The 18,394-nt window shown below is 71.5% G+C and carries 20 protein-coding genes; 12 read left to right on the plus strand and 8 right to left on the minus strand.

All coding sequences use genetic code 11. The features are described 5' to 3' along the window. Positions 1-78: 78 nt before the first annotated feature. Positions 79-939: a peptidoglycan-binding protein gene (locus ACIP84_RS26625; protein ID WP_401800896.1), complete on the plus strand. Its 861-nt coding sequence runs from the start codon at positions 79-81 to the stop codon at positions 937-939. Positions 940-1,119: 180 nt separating this feature from the next. Here the strand turns inward: ACIP84_RS26625 and ACIP84_RS26630 are convergent, their stop codons facing one another. After that, positions 1,120-2,268, minus strand: coding sequence for a hypothetical protein (locus tag ACIP84_RS26630; RefSeq protein ID WP_401800899.1), 1,149 nt, complete (start codon positions 2,266-2,268; stop codon positions 1,120-1,122). Beyond that, a complete protein-coding gene (locus ACIP84_RS26635) occupies positions 2,268-2,957 on the minus strand; it encodes an RNA polymerase sigma factor (protein WP_355966360.1) in 690 nt (229 codons plus the stop codon). The genes ACIP84_RS26630 and ACIP84_RS26635 overlap by 1 nt, the downstream gene beginning before the upstream one ends. A 373-nt stretch (positions 2,958-3,330) precedes the next feature. Between ACIP84_RS26635 and ACIP84_RS26640 the strand changes: the two genes are divergently transcribed. Next, positions 3,331-4,074, plus strand: coding sequence for a Clp protease N-terminal domain-containing protein (locus ACIP84_RS26640; protein ID WP_401800902.1), 744 nt, complete (start codon positions 3,331-3,333; stop codon positions 4,072-4,074). 66 nt (positions 4,075-4,140) lie between these two features. Here ACIP84_RS26640 and ACIP84_RS26645 read toward each other — a convergent pair whose 3' ends face one another. From ACIP84_RS26645 to ACIP84_RS26655, 3 genes are all read right to left on the minus strand, one after another. Further along, a complete protein-coding gene (locus tag ACIP84_RS26645) occupies positions 4,141-4,710 on the minus strand; it encodes a hypothetical protein (protein WP_355966355.1) in 570 nt (189 codons plus the stop codon). A gap of 66 nt (positions 4,711-4,776) precedes the next feature. Further along, the gene (locus ACIP84_RS26650; RefSeq protein ID WP_401800905.1) at positions 4,777-5,415 is read right to left on the minus strand and encodes a DUF4328 domain-containing protein; all 639 of its coding nucleotides are present in this window, start codon (positions 5,413-5,415) and stop codon (positions 4,777-4,779) included. Between the two features lie 121 nt (positions 5,416-5,536). Beyond that, positions 5,537-7,174: a glycoside hydrolase family 20 protein gene (locus tag ACIP84_RS26655; RefSeq protein ID WP_355966350.1), complete on the minus strand. Its 1,638-nt coding sequence runs from the start codon at positions 7,172-7,174 to the stop codon at positions 5,537-5,539. 228 nt (positions 7,175-7,402) lie between these two features. Here ACIP84_RS26655 and ACIP84_RS26660 point away from each other — a divergent pair, with 228 nt between their 5' ends. The 6 genes from ACIP84_RS26660 (at position 7,403) to ACIP84_RS26685 (ending at position 12,195) form a co-directional block, all read left to right on the plus strand. Continuing rightward, positions 7,403-7,972, plus strand: a complete 570-nt coding sequence (locus ACIP84_RS26660) for a 2-oxo-4-hydroxy-4-carboxy-5-ureidoimidazoline decarboxylase (protein WP_401801126.1) — start codon at positions 7,403-7,405, stop codon at positions 7,970-7,972. A gap of 192 nt (positions 7,973-8,164) precedes the next feature. Next, positions 8,165-8,545 carry a succinate dehydrogenase, cytochrome b556 subunit gene (gene sdhC, locus ACIP84_RS26665; RefSeq protein WP_073910264.1) on the plus strand — a complete coding sequence of 127 codons (381 nt, stop codon included), beginning with the start codon at positions 8,165-8,167 and terminating at the stop codon, positions 8,543-8,545. 8 nt (positions 8,546-8,553) lie between these two features. Continuing rightward, complete coding sequence (locus ACIP84_RS26670; RefSeq protein ID WP_073910267.1) at positions 8,554-9,033, plus strand: succinate dehydrogenase hydrophobic membrane anchor subunit; 480 nt, start codon at positions 8,554-8,556, stop codon at positions 9,031-9,033. Between the two features lie 25 nt (positions 9,034-9,058). After that, positions 9,059-10,813 (plus strand): succinate dehydrogenase flavoprotein subunit, encoded by a 1,755-nt coding sequence (gene sdhA / locus ACIP84_RS26675; RefSeq protein WP_319310457.1) that lies wholly within the window; start codon positions 9,059-9,061, stop codon positions 10,811-10,813. After that, entirely contained in the window at positions 10,813-11,571 is a 759-nt protein-coding gene (locus tag ACIP84_RS26680) for a succinate dehydrogenase iron-sulfur subunit (protein ID WP_015035718.1), read from the plus strand. The genes sdhA and ACIP84_RS26680 overlap by 1 nt, the downstream gene beginning before the upstream one ends. Positions 11,572-11,682: 111 nt before the next feature. Further along, complete coding sequence (locus tag ACIP84_RS26685) at positions 11,683-12,195, plus strand: hypothetical protein (RefSeq protein ID WP_030318428.1); 513 nt, start codon at positions 11,683-11,685, stop codon at positions 12,193-12,195. A 130-nt stretch (positions 12,196-12,325) separates the two neighbouring features. On the opposite strand, the gene ACIP84_RS26690 is transcribed toward ACIP84_RS26685, so the two are convergent. Continuing rightward, the gene (locus ACIP84_RS26690; protein ID WP_355966341.1) at positions 12,326-12,928 is read right to left on the minus strand and encodes a MarR family transcriptional regulator; all 603 of its coding nucleotides are present in this window, start codon (positions 12,926-12,928) and stop codon (positions 12,326-12,328) included. Between the two features lie 85 nt (positions 12,929-13,013). On the opposite strand from ACIP84_RS26690, the gene ACIP84_RS26695 reads away from it, so the two are divergent. Beyond that, complete coding sequence (locus tag ACIP84_RS26695) at positions 13,014-14,231, plus strand: MFS transporter (RefSeq protein ID WP_401800911.1); 1,218 nt, start codon at positions 13,014-13,016, stop codon at positions 14,229-14,231. A gap of 17 nt (positions 14,232-14,248) precedes the next feature. Here ACIP84_RS26695 and ACIP84_RS26700 read toward each other — a convergent pair whose 3' ends face one another. Beyond that, on the minus strand, positions 14,249-15,016 hold the full coding sequence (locus ACIP84_RS26700; RefSeq protein WP_401800912.1) for an alpha/beta fold hydrolase: 768 nt from the start codon (positions 15,014-15,016) through the stop codon (positions 14,249-14,251). 136 nt (positions 15,017-15,152) lie between these two features. Here ACIP84_RS26700 and ACIP84_RS26705 point away from each other — a divergent pair, with 136 nt between their 5' ends. The 3 genes from ACIP84_RS26705 to ACIP84_RS26715 are packed head-to-tail and all read left to right on the plus strand — an operon-like array spanning position 15,153 to position 16,811. Further along, complete coding sequence (locus ACIP84_RS26705) at positions 15,153-15,587, plus strand: hypothetical protein (protein ID WP_355966333.1); 435 nt, start codon at positions 15,153-15,155, stop codon at positions 15,585-15,587. 11 nt (positions 15,588-15,598) lie between these two features. After that, positions 15,599-16,033 (plus strand): thiol-disulfide oxidoreductase DCC family protein, encoded by a 435-nt coding sequence (locus tag ACIP84_RS26710; RefSeq protein WP_401800915.1) that lies wholly within the window; start codon positions 15,599-15,601, stop codon positions 16,031-16,033. Between the two features lie 10 nt (positions 16,034-16,043). Then, positions 16,044-16,811, plus strand: a complete 768-nt coding sequence (locus ACIP84_RS26715; protein ID WP_401800918.1) for a TetR/AcrR family transcriptional regulator — start codon at positions 16,044-16,046, stop codon at positions 16,809-16,811. An 18-nt stretch (positions 16,812-16,829) separates the two neighbouring features. On the opposite strand, the gene ACIP84_RS26720 is transcribed toward ACIP84_RS26715, so the two are convergent. Then, positions 16,830-18,383 (minus strand): ABC transporter substrate-binding protein, encoded by a 1,554-nt coding sequence (locus tag ACIP84_RS26720; protein WP_401800921.1) that lies wholly within the window; start codon positions 18,381-18,383, stop codon positions 16,830-16,832. Positions 18,384-18,394: the final 11 nt, after the last annotated feature.

Consider the following 18,394-nt stretch of genomic DNA (forward strand, 5'->3'; position numbering starts at 1 on the left):
CGGGAAGCATCTCTGGGTACATACGAATCGTCCCGGGGGGCAACACCAGTGAAGCGGTCTTCTTCCGTCATACGCAGAGTGGTTCTGGCAGCGGCCTCGGTGGCCCTCGCCGCCGGTTGCACGGCCCAGGCGGCCGGCTCCGGAGGCGGCTCCGGAAGCCCGACGAACGCGCCGGCGACCTCGGCCCCCGCGCCGACCGACGCCCCCGCCGACGACGGCAGGCCCCCGTCCCCCTCGGACTCCGCGGCGACGCCCACCGACGCGCCCACGGAGACGCCCTCCGGGACGCCTTCCGGGACCGCGAAGCCCAAGGCCCTGATGGGCGACGGGGACGAGAACGAGCAGGTCCGCGAGCTCCAGGCACGGCTGCGGCAGCTCACGTACTTCGACCGGGCGCCCACCGGCTTCTACGGGACGATGACGGCCGGCTCGGTCAAGGCCTTCCAGAAGAAGCAGGGTCTGCCCCCGACGGGATCGGTCGACGAGGAGACCTGGCAGCGGCTGCTCGGCGCGAGCCGGAAGCCGACCGCCGACGAGCTGAAGCCGTCGACGACCAACGAGCTGGACACGCCCGACGCGCGGTGCCTGACCGGCCGGGTGCTGTGCATCAGCAAGGAGAGCCGGACCCTCGCCTGGATGATCGACGGCAAGGTCGTCTCGTCGATGGACGTCCGCTTCGGCTCGGAGAACACCCCGACCCGCGAGGGCGTCTTCACCGTGGAGCGCAAGGTCCGGCAGGACTGGTCCCGGCTGTACCACACGCCGATGCCGCTCTCGATGTACTTCAGCCGCGGCCAGGCGGTGCACTACTCGGCGGACTTCGCGGCGCGCGGCTACAACGGGGCCTCGCACGGCTGCGTCAACGTCCGGGACCGGGTCAAGCTCACGACCCTCTTCGACCAGGTGAAGGTCGGCGACAAGGTCGTCGTCCACTGGTGACCGGGGACCCCGTCGACCGGTGACCCGGGAGGGGGGAGGGAGAGGGCGCGGGTGGGACCGGGGGAACGTGTCCCACCCGCGCCATGTGCGCGGAGCCGTAGGTACGGGGGGAACCCCGGCTCACTGCGCGGCCGATGACCAGTCGGCACACTCATTACTGCGCCGACGGGTCCAGAAGTGTTACACCGGGAGCGGAACGCGTGCGCCGACGCCGATTCCGAGGGGCCCGAGGGGCAGTACGGCGGTGAGACCGGCGGTGTCGGGGGCCGAGGAACGGGCCGTGTCGCGGCGGTCCCGGCCGTCGCGGTCGTCGCCCCGGCCGTCGCGGTCGCCGCTTCCCCGGTCGCTCCCGCCGCCTTTGGGGTCGTCGCCCTTGGGATCGTCGTCGGACTCGTCCTTCGAGCCGTCCTTGCCGCCGTCGCCGTCCTGGGGCGCGGCCGTGCCGCCGAGGATCCGGTCGCAGTAGCGGCGCAGGGTCTCGCCGTCGCGCAGGACGCTCGTGAGCCCCTTGCGGCCGGTGGCGTCGAGCTGCCCCGAGCGGAACGCCCGGCAGGCCTTGAGGACCTTCTCCCGGCCCGTGGTGGTGTTCGGGTCGCCGCCCGTACCTCCTGTGCCGCCGTCCTTGCCGCCGGTCGACCCGCCCGGTCCGCCCGGGTCCGTCGCCGTGCCGGTGCCCGGTGTGCTCCTGCCCGGCTTCGGGGTGCCAGGACCCTGGGTGCCCGTGCCCTGCCCGTCGGGGGCTCCGGTGGACGGCGGGGTGGTGCCGGCCGAGGGGGACGCGCCGGGCGTACGGTCGCCGTCCGGTTCCGTCGTGGGCGCCTCCGGGTCCTTGCGTATGCCGGGGTCCTCCGAGACGAGCGGGTCGGCGTGCTCGCCCGCCGTGACGGAGCTGGCGGGCGCGGGACCCCCGACCATGGGCAGCACACCCGTTCCCGCGGCGACGGCGACCCCTCCGACGGTGACGGCGGCGACCGCGGCGGCGAGTCCGTAGCGGAGGGAGCGTCCCCAGCGGGGGCGGGGGGCGGGCACGGGGGCGAGCCGCACGCGGCCGAGTTCGGCCTGTTCGGTGCGGCCCGCTGCGGCCTCGGCGGCGGGGGCCGCGGCGGCGCGCTCGGCGTGCGCCGCGCGGAAGGCGGCGAGCGCGGCGGCCTCGCCCGGGAGTTCGGTGCGCGCGGCCGGGGGGTCGGCCAGGGTGCGGGCCGCGTCGAGGGCTCCGGCCAGGCGCTCGGCCCGGGAACGCGCGTGGTCGTCGACGGCTTCGACCGGCTCGCCGCGGAGCAGCCGCTCCGCGGCCTCCTGGTCGAGCCACTGGTACCGCTCGTCGGCCATCACATGTCCTTCTGCGTACGCGGACGCGATTGCGTCACACCGCCCGGGGCCACGGGCCCCGGCACGCGCCCGCGTTGCGGAGGCACACCGTCCAGCGGGACGACGGCCCCGCCGGTGCCGTCCGGTCCGGTCGTCTCGCCGTCCACACCGAGGAGTTCGGCCAGCTTCTTGAGGCCGCGGTGGGCCGCGGTACGGACGGCTCCGGGGCGTTTCCCCAGGGTGTCGGCGGCGGTCTTGGCGTCGAGGCCGACGACGACGCGCAGGACGACGGCCTCGGCCTGGTCCTGCGGAAGCTGGGCGATCAGCTGCATGGTGTGGCCGGTGGCCAGCGCCTCCAGGGCTTCGCCCGCGGTGTCGGACGCGGCGGGCTTGTCGGTGAGTTCGGTCTCGTCGGCGCCGACGGCGGGGCGCCTGCCGCGCATGCGGACGTGGTCGAGGGCGCGGTTGCGGGCGATCCGGGCCGCCCAGCCGCGGAAGCGGTCCGCGTCGCCGTCGAAGCGGTCGAGGTCGCGGGCTATCTGGAGCCAGGCCTCCGAGGCGACGTCCTCCGCCTCGATGTCGCCCACCAGTGTGCGTATGTAGCCGAGCAACCGTGGATGCACGGCGCGATACACAGTACGGAACGCGTCCTCGTCCCCGTCCTGTGCAGCGAGCACCGCGGCCGTCAGCTCCGCGTCGTCCCCCAGCACTCCCCAAACCCTGTTCGTCGGTCGCGTCGTCGCCTCATCGCGGCTGGTCACCACCGCCACGCCGTCTCGCGCATCTGCACGCTACGTCGTGTCGCGGCGCCGCGTCCACGCGGTCCGGGCTCTTTGTACAACTTGCAACCTTCGGGCGGTGGTGTGCGGGATGCCGCCGGCGCGGTCGCGGTGTGACAGAAAGCGCACTCCCGGCGCTGAATGGAGTACGGAACCGTGCTGCGGCTCCGTGGACGACGGCCGGGGTCTCTCCTGTGGGGGGTGGCGACCCCGGCCGTCTCCCATGTTCCCGCCCTCTCACGCACTTCCTCAGGGGTGTCAACCAGCGGTTGACGGTGGAGAAGTGTCAACCTAGGGTTGCCTCATGACGAATCCAGTCGGCATGAATGTCCCTGTCCGCCTCGACGAACTCATCGACGCGATCAAGAAGGTCCACCCCGACGCGCTGGACCAGCTCTCCGGCGCGGTCATCGCGGCGGACCACCTCGGCGACGTCGCCGATCACCTCATCGGCCACTTCGTGGACCAGGCCCGGCGCTCCGGCGCCTCCTGGACCGACATCGGCCGCAGCATGGGCGTCACCCGCCAGGCGGCCCAGAAGCGCTTCGTGCCGAAGGGCCCCGACGACGTCCAGATGGACCCGAACGCGGGGTTCAGCCGCTTCACCCCCCGCGCCCGCAAGGTGGTCGTGGCCTCGCAGGAGGAGGCCCGGACGGCCGCCCACGCGGAGATCGTGCCCGGTCACCTCGTCCTCGGCCTGCTCGCCGACCCCGAGGCGCTCGCCATGCGATGGCTGGCCGCGCACGACGTGACGGCGGAGGCGGTGCGCGACGCGGTGACCCCGACACTGCCGCCGCGGGCCGAGAAGATCCCGGCGCTGATTCCGTTCGACGCGGACTCGAAGAAGGTCCTGGAGCTGACGTTCCGCGAGGCGCTGCGCCTCGGCCACTCCTACGTCGGGACCGAACACATCCTGCTGGCCCTCCTGGAGCACGAGGACGGTACGGGCGTGCTGACGGGTCTCGGCCTCGACAAGGCGACGGCCGAGCGGCAGATCGCCGAGACGATCGCCTCGGTGACGATCACGGCCCCCGAGGCGGACTCCTAGGTCCTGTCGTCGAACTCCCGTCGTCGCCCGGCAGACGGGAGTTCGATGACGGGGCCTAGGGCAGCCTCAGGAGGTGCGGGCCCGGCGGGAGACGACCGCGCGCAGCACCCGGCCGCCCTCGACGGAGAGTTCACGGGCCCGGCGCAGACCGGTCGGGCCGTGCGCGACCGAGTCGAGGACGGCCTGCTGACGGCGGAGCTCTCCCGCGAGCAGCGGGCCCGCGCCGTCCGCGTCGCCGGCCCGGCAGCGCTCGACGAGTCCGTCGGGCACGTCGGCGGCGTCGTACCGCCCGTGCAGGGCGAGGGCGGTGACGGAGCACGCGGCGGCCCAGCCGCGCAGGGCGTCGGCCGTCCAGGTCGCCGGGGCGTCGGCGAGCATGCCGCGCACGGCCCCGCCGTCCGCGCCGTCGGCGCCGGGCTCCACGTCCAGTTCGACCCGGGCCTTGGCGACGGCTTCGCCCCATGCCTCGCCGTCGCCGCGCGCGACGGCGGCCCACGCGGGGCGCAGGGCGTCGCCCCGGTCACCGGCGAGCAGCGGGAGGCAGCGGTCGAGGCAGGCGAGACCGGCTGCGGCCAGGCCCCGCTCATCGGCCCCGTCGATCAGTTCCAGCAGGCTCCGGCCCGTCGCCGACGTCATGGACGCCTCCTTGCCACCCGATGCGGACGCAGTACTTCCCCTACTGCGCCGGACGGCGCTTTTTCGTCACTGCGCGGCCGGAATCATGCCAGTGGCTTTGGCGTGCTGCATAGAGGTCAGACGGCGGACGAGAAGGATCGCGAGGACGGCGGCGACGATGTCGAGGCCGTAGCCCGCGAGGGCCCAGACCGACGCGGTGACATAGGCATCGGCCGTCTCGGCCGCGTTGTACAGCTGGGCGGCGATCCGGTCCAGCACCATGTCAGCGGCCCAGCACACCCACCACGCGTTGAGGAGCGTCAGCTCTCGCGCCCCGTCGGCCGCGTACGGATGCCGGCGGCTGGCCCGCCAGACGTCGACGGCGATTCCGCGCGGAATCCACAGGTTGCCGATCGGGATGAACCAGCCGCCGATGGCCCAGCCCGGCTTCCGGCTCTGCAGGTCGCCGGCCCAGACCTGGGCGTTCTTGCGTAGCCGGTGGAACCAGACGATGAAGACGATCCCGGTCGCCACGTACAGCGTGAACGCCATGCTGTAGGCCACGTTCAGGTCGAGAGCGCCGAACACGGCCGGATCGAAGTAGTCCGCGGCGCTGTCGGAGAACAGGAAGCGGAGCTCGATCGCGCCGAGCACGACGTCGAAGAGAATGTTGCCCGCGAGCAGGGCGACGACGGCATACGAAAGGCCGTTCGGATTGCGGAGCATGGGTGTGCGTCCCCCCAGGGAAGAGCGACGCCCCTCCCCGAGACGCCGGCGGCGGCCGCTCGGCCGCCGCCGGGGGAACGTATGCGATCAGGCCGCGGTGCGTCCACAGGAAAGCCGCAGGTCAGCCCCGCACCTGTGTCGCCAGGGTCCTGAACTGGTCCCACGTCAGGGTCGGGGTCCTGGCGTCCCAGACCTTCTGGGCGAGGGCCGTCAGGGGCATGCGGATGCCGTTCGCCACCTGGGTCGGGGTCTGGGCCGCCGACAGGTCGCACCAGACCGCGAAGCGGGCGCCCAGGATCTGGGGGTCGTACCGGGCGGCGACCGGGGTCGTGCCGCGGAGGACCAGGGGGGTCCACTGCTCGTAGATGCGGCGGCCCGTGGGGTACGTGAACTGGTTCGGCTCGCCGAGGACGTAGTACAGGTACTCGTCGTTGAGGTTCACGACCTTGCGGCCCTCGGCCAGGTACTCGGCGGGCGGACGCGCGCCGATCTCCTTGCCCGTCCAGTACTCGACCTCGATGCGCTGGTCCGCGGTGACGACGCCGCCGCGGAAGAAGCCGTCGTTCCAGGCCTTGGCCGTCTTCCCGGCCGCGCGCACGACGGCGGCGCGGTCGTTCAGCCAGCCCTCCGCGAGGTCCTGGACGCCGGCCTGGGGGCCGTACTTCTGGCGGGCCGCCGTGGCCAGCTGCGGGTAGGAGGCGGCCGGGCTGCGGACGGTCAGCGCCTGGTACTCGTCGGCGCCGACGTGGAACCAGCCGCCCGGGAAGAGTGCGGAGTACTCGCGCAGCAGGTCGTCGACGATCCGCGCCGAGGCCGGCTTGGAGATGTCGATGGCGCCCTGCCGCGGCACCCCCTGGACGTTGCGCAGCTGGAGGTCCGGGTGGGCGCGCAGGACGGCGCCGAGGTGTCCGGGCGAGTCGATCTCGGGCACGACGGTGATGTGCAGGCTCTGCGCGAGGGCGAGGATCCGGCGCACCTCGGCCTTGCTGAGGTGCTGCGCGGAGACGATCTCGGGGTGGGAGTCCGAGGCGATACGGAAGCCCTGGTCGTCGGAGAAGTGCAGACCGAACTGGTTGAGCTTGAGGTCGGCCATCTCGCGCAGCCGGGCCTCGATCCAGCCGGCGGTGAAGTACTTGCGGGCGATGTCGACGTTCAGCCCGCGCTGGGGCTTGGCGGGCGCGTCGGTGACGACGCCCTCGGGCATCGCGCCGGTGCCCTTCACCGACTGCTTGAGGGTGCGGGTGCCGTAGAAGACCCCGGCCTCGTCGGGGCCGGTGATCCGGACCCGGTTGTCACGGACGGTCAGGGTGTACGACTCGCGGGCTCCGGTCCCGCCGAGCGCCAGTTCGACGTCCCCGGGCCCGGCGGCGACGGTGCCGCGGTACGGGATGCCGAGCTCACCGGCGAGGAGCCTCCCCTCGTCGGCGAGGCCCGCGCTGTTCGCCGCGACGACGACCCCGGCGGGGGCCGCGGGCTTCCAGCCGGGTCCGCGGGCGGCCTCGTGGTCGCGGACCGCGGGGATCGTGCGGGGCGCGGTGGAGAGCGGGTAGGTCCGGGTCGGCGTGGGCGTCGGGCTGGGCGGCGCGCTGGTGGGCGCCGCGCTCGCGGACGTGCCGGAGGTCGTGCCGGAGGGGGCGGCGGCGGACGTGCCCGAGCCGGCGGGTGATCCGCCGGAGCAGGCCGCCACGGTGGCCAGTGCCACCGCCGTCGCCAGGAGTGCGGGGCCCTTGTGGGGCCCTCGTATGGAGTACCGCATCATTCGGAATCCTCCCGTACGGCGGGCGGTCCGGCCAATCGGGGGACACGACGGCCCCGCGACCGGAACGCATTCGTCCATCACCTGTTCCGAAACTCTCCCTTCCGGGTGAAATTCGCGCATCCGTCGGACACTTCCCCCGTCCCGTCGGTAACGTTGCGTCACACCCACCCCATCGCGCCCGTCCCGCGCGCGAGCCGCCCCACCCGTCCCGGAGTACCGGAGCCCACGCTGACCAGCGACACCCACGTCCCCTGCCGCAAGCCGGGCTCCACGGACACGCCTGCCATACCCGCCCAGAACCAGGGCCCCTCCGTCCGCGGCCTCGCGGGCTTCAACGCCGCCTCGCCCGCCGAGGCCGAGACCCTGCTCCTCTCGTGCTGCCACAGCATCCGCTGGGCCGAGCGGGTGGCGGCGCACCGCCCGTACCCCACCGTCGACGCGCTGCTCGCCGCCGCCGACGAGGCCGGGTACGACCTGTCCCGCGCCGACCTCGACGAGGCCCTGGCCGCCGAGTCCTCGGCCCCGCCGCACCCCGGCGCCCCGCCGGCCGCGCGGACCGCGCTGCGGGCCGCCCACGCCGCGTACGAGAGCAGTTTCGGACATGCGTTCGTGATCAGCCTCGACGGAGTGCGCCCCGGGGAGCGTCTCGACCAGGTATTGGCAGGCATTCGGTCACGTCTCGGCAACGAACCGGAGGAGGAACGCGTGGTCGCCGCCGACGAACTGAGGCGGCTCGCCCGCGCCCGGCTGGCATTCCGACTCGCGGAGACCCTCACACCGCGACACTCCGGGCCGTGAATCCGTCCGGAATGCAACGATTCCGGCCTGTGCGATAGCCCGTCCGTGCCTGTTTGATCACACCGATGGACCCCGCGCGAGCGAACCGACAAGTCGTCGCTACGATGACCGGGGCCGGTGGACCGTACCCGGCCGGGTCAGACCGACAGAGAAGCCGGCCGACCCTGATCCCCGCTCCCGGAGGGTTTTTCCGTGCCGGCTGGAACGCTGTACCGCGGCCGGGAAGGAATGTGGAGCTGGGTGGCTCATCGAGTCACCGGCGTCCTCATCTTCTTCTTCCTGTTCGTACACGTGCTGGACACCGCTCTCGTCCGCGTCTCCCCCGAGGCGTACGACGAGGTCGTCGCGACCTACAAGACGCCGATCGTCGCTCTCCTCGAGTACGGCCTCGTCGCTGCCATCCTCTTCCACGCGCTGAACGGTCTCCGTGTCATCGCCGTGGACTTCTGGTCCAAGGGCCCGCGCTACCAGAAGCAGATGCTCTGGACCGTCGTGGGCGTCTGGGTCGTGCTGATGGCGGGCTCGCTGTACCCCATCCTTGGTCACGCCGCACGTGAATTGTTCGGGAGCTGACGCCAGATATGTCTGCTGACACCACCTCCACCACGATCGGTCCCGTCGAGGGCGGCGCACACTACGACGTGGACAACCCCGCGCCGTACATCGAGGCCCCCCGCAAGCGCACCGGCAAGACCCCGCGCGCGACCCGCGGCAACTTCGAGATGGCCGCGTGGCTCTTCATGCGCCTCTCGGGCGTGGTCCTCGTCGTCCTGGTCCTCGGCCACCTGCTGATCCAGCTCTTCCTGGACGGCGGCGTCTCCAAGATCGGCTTCGCCTTCGTGGCCGGCCGCTGGGCGTCCCCGTTCTGGCAGGTCTGGGACCTGCTGATGCTCTGGCTCGCCATGCTGCACGGCGCCAACGGCCTCCGTACCGTCATCAACGACTACGCGGAGCGGGCCAACACGCGCCTGTGGCTCAAGGGCCTGCTGTACACCGCCACGGTGTTCACCATCCTTCTGGGCACGCTGGTGATCTTCACCTTCGACCCGAACATCCGCTAGGCACGGGGCTGAGGTAATCCACGTCATGAAGATCCACAAGTACGACACCGTCATCGTCGGCGCCGGTGGCGCGGGCATGCGCGCCGCCATCGAGTCGACGAAGCGCAGCCGCACCGCGGTGCTGACGAAGCTCTACCCCACCCGCTCCCACACGGGCGCCGCGCAGGGCGGCATGGCCGCCGCGCTGGCGAACGTGGAGGAGGACAACTGGGAGTGGCACACCTTCGACACGGTCAAGGGCGGTGACTACCTGGTCGACCAGGACGCCGCCGAGATCCTGGCGAAGGAGGCCATCGACGCCGTCCTCGACCTGGAGAAGATGGGCCTGCCGTTCAACCGGACCCCGAACGGCACCATCGACCAGCGCCGCTTCGGCGGCCACTCCCGCAACCACGGCGAGGCCCCGGTCCGCCGGTCCTGCTACGCCGCGGACCGCACCGGCCACATGATCCTCCAGACGCTGTACCAGAACTGCGTCAAGGAGGGCGTGGAGTTCTTCAACGAGTTCTACGTCCTGGACCAGCTGATCACCGAGGTCGACGGCGTCAAGAAGTCCGCCGGCGTCGTCGCGTACGAGCTGGCCACCGGTGAGATCCACATCTTCCAGGCCAAGGCCGTGATCTACGCTTCCGGCGGCACGGGCAAGTTCTTCAAGGTGACCTCCAACGCGCACACGCTGACGGGTGACGGCCAGGCGGCCTGCTACCGGCGCGGCCTGCCGCTGGAGGACATGGAGTTCTTCCAGTTCCACCCGACGGGCATCTGGCGCATGGGCATCCTGCTGACGGAGGGCGCCCGCGGTGAGGGCGGCATCCTCCGCAACAAGGACGGCGAGCGCTTCATGGAGAAGTACGCGCCGGTCATGAAGGACCTCGCGTCCCGTGACGTCGTCTCCCGCTCCATCTACACGGAGATCCGCGAGGGCCGCGGCTGCGGTCCCGAGGGCGACCACGTCTACCTGGACCTGACGCACCTTCCGCCGGAGCAGCTCGACGCCAAGCTCCCGGACATCACCGAGTTCGCGCGTACGTACCTCGGCATCGAGCCGTACACGGACCCGATCCCGATCCAGCCCACCGCGCACTACGCCATGGGCGGCATCCCGACGAACGTCGAGGGTGAGGTCCTGGCGGACAACACCACCGTCGTCCCGGGCCTGTACGCGGCCGGCGAGGTCGCCTGTGTCTCCGTGCACGGCGCCAACCGTCTGGGCACCAACTCGCTGCTCGACATCAACGTCTTCGGCAAGCGGTCCGGCATCGCCGCCGCCGAGTACTCCGCCAAGCACGACTTCGTCGAGCTGCCGGAGAACCCGGAGTCGCTGGTCGTCGCCCAGATCGAGAAGCTGCGCAACTCCACGGGCAACGAGCGGGTGGCCGACATCCGCCGTGAGCTCCAGGAGACGATGGACGCGAACGTGATGGTGTTCCGCACGGAGCAGACCATCAAGACGGCCGTCGAGAAGATCGCCGAGCTGCGCGAGCGCTACGAGAACGTGTCCATCCAGGACAAGGGCAAGCGCTTCAACACGGACCTCCTGGAGGCCATCGAGCTGGGCAACCTGCTCGAACTGGCCGAGGTCATGGCCGTCTCGGCCCTGGCGCGCAAGGAGTCCCGCGGCGGTCACTACCGCGAGGACTACCCGAACCGCGACGACGTCAACTTCATGCGCCACACCATGGCGTACCGCGAGGTCGGCGAGGACGGCTCCGAGACCGTCCGTCTCGACTACAAGCCGGTCGTGACGACCCGCTACCAGCCGATGGAGCGTAAGTACTGATGGCTACCCCCGTACTGGACAAGGTGGAGAAGGACTCCGCGGCCTCCCCCTACATCACGGTCACGATGCGGATCCGCCGCTTCAACCCCGAGGTGTCGGACGCGTCGGTCTGGGAGGACTTCCAGATCGAGATCGACCCGAAGGAGCGCGTGCTCGACGCCCTTCACAAGATCAAGTGGGACGTCGACGGCACGCTGACCTTCCGTCGCTCGTGCGCGCACGGCATCTGCGGCTCGGACGCGATGCGGATCAACGGCAAGAACAGGCTCGCCTGCAAGACGCTGATCAAGGACATCAACCCCGAGAAGCCGATCACGGTCGAGGCCATCAAGGGCCTCACGGTCCTCAAGGACCTCGTGGTCGACATGGAGCCGTTCTTCCAGGCGTACCGGGACGTCATGCCGTTCCTGGTCACCAAGGGCAACGAGCCGACGCGCGAGCGCCTGCAGTCCGCCGAGGACCGCGAGCGCTTCGACGACACCACCAAGTGCATCCTGTGCGCCGCGTGCACGTCGTCCTGCCCGGTCTTCTGGAACGACGGCCAGTACTTCGGTCCGGCCGCGATCGTCAACGCGCACCGCTTCATCTTCGACTCGCGTGACGAGGCCGGTGAGCAGCGCCTGGAGATCCTGAACGACAAGGACGGCGTGTGGCGTTGCCGCACGACGTTCAACTGCACGGACGCCTGCCCGCGTGGCATCGAGGTCACGAAGGCGATCCAGGAAGTGAAGCGCGCGCTGATCACGCGTCGCTTCTGATCACTGGTGTTCCGGGGGCCGGGTTTCCGGCTCCTGGTTCGGTGTTTCGGCCCGCTTCTGTACGCTGCGGCGTGCAGGAGCGGGCTTTTTCTTTGTGAAGGACGGGGACTGATGAGCGAGCCGAACCCTTACCGGTCGGAGGAGTACGAGTGGGGCCCCGGGCAGCAGCAGCCGGGCCAGCCCGCCTACGGCTACCCGCACCCTCCGGCGTACCAGCCGACCCTGCCGGGCGGGGTGCCGGTGCCGCCGCAGCAGGTGCCCGGCGTGCCGCAGGGCGGCGGCACGCCGCTGCTGAGCCTCGGTGACATCACCGTGGTGGGCGACCAGATCATCACGCCGGCCGGCGCGATGCCGCTCAAGGGCTCCGTGTGGAACGCGATGGACATGTCGCGGACCGAGGAGAAGATGCCCACGGTCGCGATCGTGCTCGCGGTCATCTTCTTCATCTTCTGCCTGCTGGGCCTGCTGTTCCTCCTGATGAAGGAGAAGACGACCACCGGCTTCATCCAGGTCACGGTGACCAGCGGTGGCAAGCACCACGCGACGATGATCCCGGCGCGCGGCCCGGACACCATCCACTGGGTGATGGGTCAGCTCAACTACGCGCGGTCGCTCAGCATGTGAGCGGTCGTCATCGGTGAGGGGGCGCCCGAGGGCGCCCCTTCGTCGTGTCCGTAACCGGAGAGCCGGGGCCGGAGCCGGGACCGGGACCGGAGGCGGCGGGGGCCGGGGCCGGGACCGGAGCCGGCGGGGCCTACCAGTGGCGGGTCGGGTCCGTGGACTCCGCCTCGACCATGACGCGCCGGAGCATGCCGTTGAGGAGGGCGCGCTCCTCCGGGGAGAGGACGCCGAGCAGGCGGTACTCCTCGTGGCCGAGGACGTCCATCGCGCCGAGCCAGGTCTCGCGGCCGGCGTCGGTGAGTTCGACGACGACCCGGCGGCGGTCGGTGGTGGACTGGGTGCGGCGGACGAAGCCGCGCTTCTCCAGGGCGTCGAGGCGGCCGGAGACGGAGGCGGGGGCCAGGTCGAGGTCCTGGGCGAGTTCGGAGGGAGCGGCGCTGCCGCCCCGGCCGGCGATCTTGTGCAGGGTGTCGAACTCGTGGCGTTCCAGGTCGAAGTCGACGAGGGACTGCTCCCTGACCCGGCGCAGATGGACGGAGAGCTTCTTCATCCGGGTGACGGCGCCTTCGACGACGGGGTCGAGGTCGGGCAGGACGGGCTGCCAGCGGGCCACGTGCTCGTCGGTCCAGTCGCGCACGGTACTCGGCTCACGTGCGGCACTCGGCTCGCGCGCGGAGCTCACCTCACGTGCGGCACTGGGCTCGCTCGGAGTACGCCGTTCCTCGGGTTGCGCCATGGGCTGATCGTACGTCGGCGGGCGGGGAACCACCCGAGAAGTATTTCGTTGACGAATTATTCGGTACCGAAATACTCTTTCGATCATGACCGCTGTCACCACCGCGGCGCCGCCGCCCGCCCCGCACCCCCTGCGCACCCGTTCCTTCCGGCTGCTCCTCACCGGCCGCACCCTCTCCCTCCTGGGTGACGCCGCCATTCCCGCCGCCCTCGCCCTCGCCGTCCTGGAGGCCACCGGATCCACCTCCGCGCTCGCCCTGGTCCTCGGCTGCGCGATGGTGCCCAAGCTGCTCCTGCTGCCGCTCGGCGGCGTGGTCGGCGACCGGTTCGACGCCCGCACGGTCGCGCTCACCACGGACCTCGTCCGCTGCGGCACCCAGCTGGTCGTCGGGGTCCAACTCCTCGGCGGCGCGCCCAGCCTGGCCGTCCTCGCGGTCTCCGAGGCGCTCGGCGGCGCGGCCGGGGCCTTCGCCATGCCGACCGACGCGCCGCTGGTGAAGGGCACGGTGGCCGCCGGGTCACTGCACCGGGCCAACGCCGCGATGAGCGTCGCCCGGAGCGCCACCCGGCTCGGCGGCCCCGCGCTCGCCGGCACCCTCGTCCTGACCGTGGGGCCCGGCTGGGCGTTCGTCCTCGACGCGGCGACCTTCGCCGTCAGCGCGCTCATCCTGACCGCCGTGAAGGTGAAGCGGGTGCCGATCCCCCGCCGCTCGCTCCGCGCCGACCTGGCGGAGGGCTGGCAGGAGGTGAGGTCCCGCGACTGGTACTGGACCAGCCTGATCGGCCACAGCGCCTGGAACGGCGCCGCGGCCGTCCTGATGACCCTCGGGCCCGCCATCGCCGTGCAGCGGCTCGGCGGCGGCACCACCTGGGTCGTCCTGCTCCAGGTCGGCGCCGTCGGCTTCCTCCTGGGAGCACTGCTCGCCGACCGGGTCACGCCCCGGCGCCCGGTCCTCACGGCGAACCTCGGGCTCGCCACGTACGCGCTGCCGCTCGTCCTGCTCGCGGTCGCCGCGCCCGCGCCGCTGACGATCGCGGCCTACGGGCTCGCGCAGGCCGGCCTCGGATTCCTCTCCCCCGTCTGGGAGACCGCCGTCCAACGGGCGGTGCCCGCCCACGCGCTGGCCCGGGTCACCTCGTACGACTGGCTGCTCTCGCTGGCCGCGATGCCCCTGGGGTACGCGCTGGCCCCGCTGGCGGCCTCGGCCTGGGGTCCCGAGGTGCCGCTGCTCGTCGCGGCCGTCGCCGTGGGCGGCTGCTGCGCCGCGACGGCGCTGGTGCCGGGGGTACGGCGCTTCCGCTGAGGTCTAGCGGCCCGTCGTCATCGCCGCGTCTCCGCCAGGAAGGCGGTGAGCAGCCGCGCCGTCTCGGCCGGGCATTCCAGGGCGGGAAGGTGCCCGGCCCAGTCGAGGTCGACGCGGCGGGCGGCGGGCAGGAGGCGGGTGAGGTCGTCGGCGACCGCCCGGAAGTCGGGGAGGTCGTGGGCGCCCACGGCGACGAGGGCGGGGACCTTGATCCCGGCGAGGTCGTCGGCGGTGACCTCGGGGGTGACGGGGTGGAACTCCTCGGGGACGGCGAGCTGGACCTCGAAGGCGTGCCGCTGCATCTCCCGGACGAGCGCGCGGGCCTCGGGGCCGGCCTCGGGGCCGAGCCAGGTGTCGACGTTGAGCTCGACGGCCCCGTCGAGGTCGCCCGCTTCCAGCAGTTCGTCCTCGCGGCCGCCCCAGGCGCGCAGTTCGTCGCCGGGCTCGAAGCCGGGGATGCCGGAGGCGAGCAGGGCGAGGGCGGAGACGTGCCCGGGGTGGCGGACGGCGAGTTCCAGGGCCACCTGGCCGCCGAAGGAGGAGCCGACGACGGCGGCCCGCTCGACGCCGAGGTGGTCGAGGAGCCCGCGCACGTCGTCGGCGTGGGTGTGCGCGGCGTCGACGGGGGTGTCGCCGAAGCCGCGGAGGTCGCAGCGGACGACCCGGTGCCCGGCCTCCGCGAGGGCGTGGAACTGTCCGTCCCACATCCGGCGGTCGCAGACCCCGGAGTGCAGCAGGAGAACGGTCGAGGGGCCCTGGCCGGCCACGTCATGAGAGAGCGTCATCCGGCCGACCCTAGGCGGCGGGACCGGCGGGGGCCAGCGGGTTTCCCTCCACCCTCGCAGGTGACTTGAACACGTTCAAAGAGAGGTCTACAGTCATGACCAACAGCTTTTGAACGCGTTCAAGGGAGGGTGGGGCATGGACCTCACTGTCGTCGCGTACATCGTCTATCTGCTGATCAGCGTGGCCCTGACCGTCTGGGTCGCACGCACGCTCAGCCGCAACGGAAGGATCTTCCTCGCGGACGTCCTGCACGGGAACGAGAAGCTCGCCGACGCCGTCAACCACCTCCTGGTGGTCGGCTTCTACCTCGTCAACTTCGGCTTCGTCGCCCTCTACCTCAGCCAGGACGACGCCGTCCTCGACGCCCGCGCGCTCTTCGAGGCGCTCTCCGTGAAGCTCGGGGTCGTCCTGCTCGTCCTCGGCGTCATGCACCTCGGGAACGTCTACGTCCTCAACAAGATCCGGCGCCGCGGGGTCATGGAACGCGAGCAGGTGCCGCCGGTCGGCCCGCAGGGCTGGACCGCGGCCCCCAAGGCCGGCCCGTGGGCCCCGCCGGCGCCCCAGCGCTGAGAGGGCGCGCCGTGCCGACCCCCGTGGGGCGTCTGACCGTGCTGTACGACGCGGACTGCCCGCTCTGTGTGCACCTCAGGCACTGGCTGCTGCGCCAGCGGCAGCTCGTCCCGCTCGACCTCGTACCGGCCGGGTCGCAGGAGGCCCGGCGCCGCTTCCCGGAGCTCGACCACACCGCGACCCTGCGGGAGATCACCGTGGTCGGGGACCGGGGCCAGGTCTACCGGGAGACCTCCGCCTGGATCGTCTGCCTCTGGGCGCTCGCCGACCACCGGGCCAAGGCCCACTGGCTGGCCACCCCGGCCGGGCAGCCCTTCGCGCGGGCGACCGTCCTGGCGGCGGCGAAGTGGCGCGAGGCCCTCAAGGGGCCGGACCGGGAGGCCGGGCCGCCCGAGGACGGCCGCTGCGAGGACGGGCGCTGCGAGGTGCCCGGTCCGCCCGGCTAGGCTCGTCCGTGTGACGGACGTGAAGGAAGAGAAGAAGGCCCCGAAGAGCGAGCAGACCCGCACGCTCATCCTCGAAACCGCGCTCCGGCTGTTCAAGGAGCGCGGTTACGACAAGACGACGATGCGGGCCATCGCCCAGGAGGCCGGGGTCTCCGTGGGGAACGCGTACTACTACTTCTCGTCCAAGGAACACCTCGTCCAGGGCTTCTACGACCGGATCGCCGAGGAGCACCAGGCCGCCGTCGAGCCCATCCTGACCGGTGACGAGAAGGACCTCACGGCCCGGATCCGGGGGGTCTACCTCGGCTGGCTCGACATCGCCGGGCCGTACCACGAGTTCGCGGCGCAGTTCTTCAAGAACGCCGCTGACCCGGACAGCCCGCTCAGCCCCTTCTCGCCCGAGTCCGAGGGCCCGCGCGAGGCCGCGATCGAGGTCCACCGCCGGGTCATCTCCGGTGCCTCGGTGAAGGTCGACCCGGAACTCAGGGAGGCCCTCCCGCAGTTGCTGTGGCTCCAGCAGATGGGACTGGTCCTCTTCTGGGTGTACGACCGCTCCGAGGGCGCGGCCAACAGCCGCCGCCTTGTCGAGCGGCTCGCGCCGGTCACCGCCCGCGCGATCTCGCTCTCCCGCTTCCGGATCCTGCGCCCGCTGGTCAAGGAGACGCACGAGCTGCTCGCCGACTTCATGCCCACCGCAGCGGGAATGGCGGCCTCGGGCAAGCCCAAGAAGAAGGCGGGCCCGCAGCCGTCGGGGCCGCACGGGGCCCCGGAGTCGTAGACCCCGGGGCCCCGGGGCCTAGATCCAGCCGAGCTCCCACAGACGCCAGATGCCCGTACCGTCCGTCAGGTACTGGGAGCCGGCGACCGCCTCGGTGGCGAGGACGTAGTCCTTCTTCTGCCACAGCGGGACGAGCGGCACGTCGGTCGCCACCTCGCTCTGGATGTTCTTGAAGTCGGAGGTCGCCCGGGAGCGGTCGCTGAACTGCTGCGTCGAGGAGATCAGCTCGTCGATCCGCTTGCTGGAGAACCCGTTGTGCAGGGTGTTCTCGGTGCCGACGAGCGGCGCGGTGAAGCTGTCGGAGTCGGGGAAGTCGGGCAGCCAGCCGACCGTGTACGCGTCGAAGGCGCCCTTCGCGTACTGCTTCTGGAACTCCGTCCACTTGACCTCGACGGTCTCGACCTCGAAGAGGCCGGTCTCCTCCAGCTGCCGCTTGATCTCGGCGGTCTCGGCACCGTAGGTGGCGTCCGCGCGGTAGCCGAAGGTGAACTTCACCGGGGTCTTGACGCCTGCGTCCTTCAGGAGCCTCTTCGCCTTCTTGGCGTTCGGCTCCGGGTCGATGTCGTAGAACGCGGTGCTGTGCCCGACGAAGCCCTGCGGGATGAGCGAGTACAGCGGCTCGACCGTGCCCTTGTAGGCGCCGGTGGTGATCGCCGGGCGGTCGAGGACCGCGGCGACGGCCTGCCGTACGGCCTTGTCCGCCATGGGCGAGCCGGGCCGCACGTTGAAGTTGAGGTTGCGGATCTCGGCGCTCTCCGCCTCGGTGACCCGGGTCCCGTCCTGCGGCTCCAGGGCCGAGACGAACTCCGGCGGCAGCTGCCGGTGCGTCACCTCGACCTGCTTCGCCTTCCAGGCGCCGGCGAGGTCCGCGGACTGGGCGTAGTACTTCACGAGCACCGGGCCGCCGCCCTTGGTGATGGCGCCGCGGTACTTCGGGTTCGGCTCCAGGAGCGCGGACTCGCCCGGCTTGTACTCCTTGAGGACGTACGGCCCCGAACCGTCGACCGCCGCGTCCGCCCGCAGGCCCTTCGCCGGGTAGTGGTCCTTGTCGACGATCGAGCCCGCGCCGGTGGCCAGCTTCAGCGGGAACGTGGCGTCCCGGCTGCTCAGATGGAAGGTGACCTGACGCCCCTGGGACGTGACGCTCTTCAGGGTCGGGAAGAGGGGCTGCGGACCGACGTCCGTCTTGATGCGCAGCATCCGCTCGAACGAGTACGTGACGTCCTCGGCCGTGACCTTGCGCCCGTTGGCGAACGTGAGGTCGTCGCGGAGCGTGCACTGATAGGTCGTGAGCTTCGAGCCCTCGAACCTGCAGCTCTCCGCCGCGTCGGGAACGGGGGTCGTGAACCCCGGCTTGAACGTCAGCAACGACTGGAAGACGTTGCTGTACATGGCCCAGGAACCGGCGTCGTACGCGCCGGCCGGGTCCAGTGAAGTGACCTCGTCGGTGGTGCCGACGCTGATCGGATCGGTCTGGCCGCCGTCGGAGGGCAGGAGTTGCCAGCCCCCCACTCCGGCGGCCACCAGTACTCCACAAGTGATGAGGATCCGCAGACGGACCGTCGACCGCATTGCCGTGCTTC

This window comes from Streptomyces sp. NPDC088707 (genome assembly GCF_044752725.1).
Taxonomy (GTDB): Bacteria; Actinomycetota; Actinomycetes; order Streptomycetales; family Streptomycetaceae; genus Streptomyces.

Coding starts and splice junctions, on each gene's coding strand:
- ACIP84_RS26630 (WP_401800899.1), bottom strand. CDS start 2,268: ATGGCCGACGAGCGGTACCAGTGGCTCGACCAGGAGGCCGCGGAGCGG.
- ACIP84_RS26640 (WP_401800902.1), top strand. CDS start 3,331: ATGACGAATCCAGTCGGCATGAATGTCCCTGTCCGCCTCGACGAACTC.
- ACIP84_RS26645 (WP_355966355.1), bottom strand. CDS start 4,710: ATGACGTCGGCGACGGGCCGGAGCCTGCTGGAACTGATCGACGGGGCC.
- ACIP84_RS26650 (WP_401800905.1), bottom strand. CDS start 5,415: ATGCTCCGCAATCCGAACGGCCTTTCGTATGCCGTCGTCGCCCTGCTC.
- ACIP84_RS26655 (WP_355966350.1), bottom strand. CDS start 7,174: ATGATGCGGTACTCCATACGAGGGCCCCACAAGGGCCCCGCACTCCTG.
- ACIP84_RS26670 (WP_073910267.1), top strand. CDS start 8,554: ATGTCTGCTGACACCACCTCCACCACGATCGGTCCCGTCGAGGGCGGC.
- sdhA (WP_319310457.1), top strand. CDS start 9,059: ATGAAGATCCACAAGTACGACACCGTCATCGTCGGCGCCGGTGGCGCG.
- ACIP84_RS26680 (WP_015035718.1), top strand. CDS start 10,813: ATGGCTACCCCCGTACTGGACAAGGTGGAGAAGGACTCCGCGGCCTCC.
- ACIP84_RS26685 (WP_030318428.1), top strand. CDS start 11,683: ATGAGCGAGCCGAACCCTTACCGGTCGGAGGAGTACGAGTGGGGCCCC.
- ACIP84_RS26690 (WP_355966341.1), bottom strand. CDS start 12,928: ATGGCGCAACCCGAGGAACGGCGTACTCCGAGCGAGCCCAGTGCCGCA.
- ACIP84_RS26695 (WP_401800911.1), top strand. CDS start 13,014: ATGACCGCTGTCACCACCGCGGCGCCGCCGCCCGCCCCGCACCCCCTG.
- ACIP84_RS26700 (WP_401800912.1), bottom strand. CDS start 15,016: ATGACGCTCTCTCATGACGTGGCCGGCCAGGGCCCCTCGACCGTTCTC.
- ACIP84_RS26705 (WP_355966333.1), top strand. CDS start 15,153: ATGGACCTCACTGTCGTCGCGTACATCGTCTATCTGCTGATCAGCGTG.
- ACIP84_RS26720 (WP_401800921.1), bottom strand. CDS start 18,383: ATGCGGTCGACGGTCCGTCTGCGGATCCTCATCACTTGTGGAGTACTG.